The organism is Polaromonas sp. P4_H1 (genome assembly GCF_056400945.1).
In genome coordinates this window covers 1-615 of the sequence record NZ_JBFUKG010000086.1, presented here as the reverse complement: position 1 = coordinate 615, position 615 = coordinate 1, and the positions used below count along the sequence as shown (strand labels likewise).

Annotated in this window: 1 protein-coding gene; it reads left to right on the top strand. The window is 62.3% G+C overall.

Translation table 11 applies throughout. The annotated features are described in order from the left end of the window. A partial coding sequence (locus AC1DS5_RS25230; protein ID WP_477720982.1) for an amino acid ABC transporter permease occupies positions 1-615 on the top strand: 615 nt, incomplete at both ends.

Below are 615 nucleotides of genomic sequence, written 5' to 3'. Positions count from 1 at the left end.
AAGTACGGCTGGGAGATTTTGCAGGGCGCCGGCGTTACCATTCTTGCCGGTCTCGCAGTGGTCATCACCGGTATCGGCGCCGGCTTCGGCCTCGCGGCGCTCCGGGCGATCGGCTGGAAGCCGGTCAATTTCCTCATCATGGTGTTCGTCGACATTTTCCGTTCCCTGCCGCCGCTCGCAATCATCCTGGTATTATTCTTCGGCTTCCCAAATATCGGCATCGTCCTGCCCAGCCTCATCGTGCTGTGGATGTCCCTCGGCGCGGTGCTTGCGGCCTTTGCCGAAGAGATCTTCTGGGCCGGCATTACCTCGGTGCCGAAGGGCCAGTGGCTGGCCGCGCGCTCAACAGGGCTCACCTTCGCTCAGACGCTGCGCTATGTGATCCTGCCGCAAGCGGTCCGCCTCGGCATTCCGCCGCTCACAAACCGCGCGATCTCCATCACCAAGAACCTCGCGCTTGGCAGCGCCATCGGTGTCAACGAGATTCTTGGCCGCGCCAATTCCGCGCTGTCGATGTCCGCCAATGCGACGCCGCTGACCATGGGCGCGCTACTTTACGTGCTGGTCTTCATTCCACTGGTGATCGCCTCCCGTACGCTCGAACGCAACTATCGG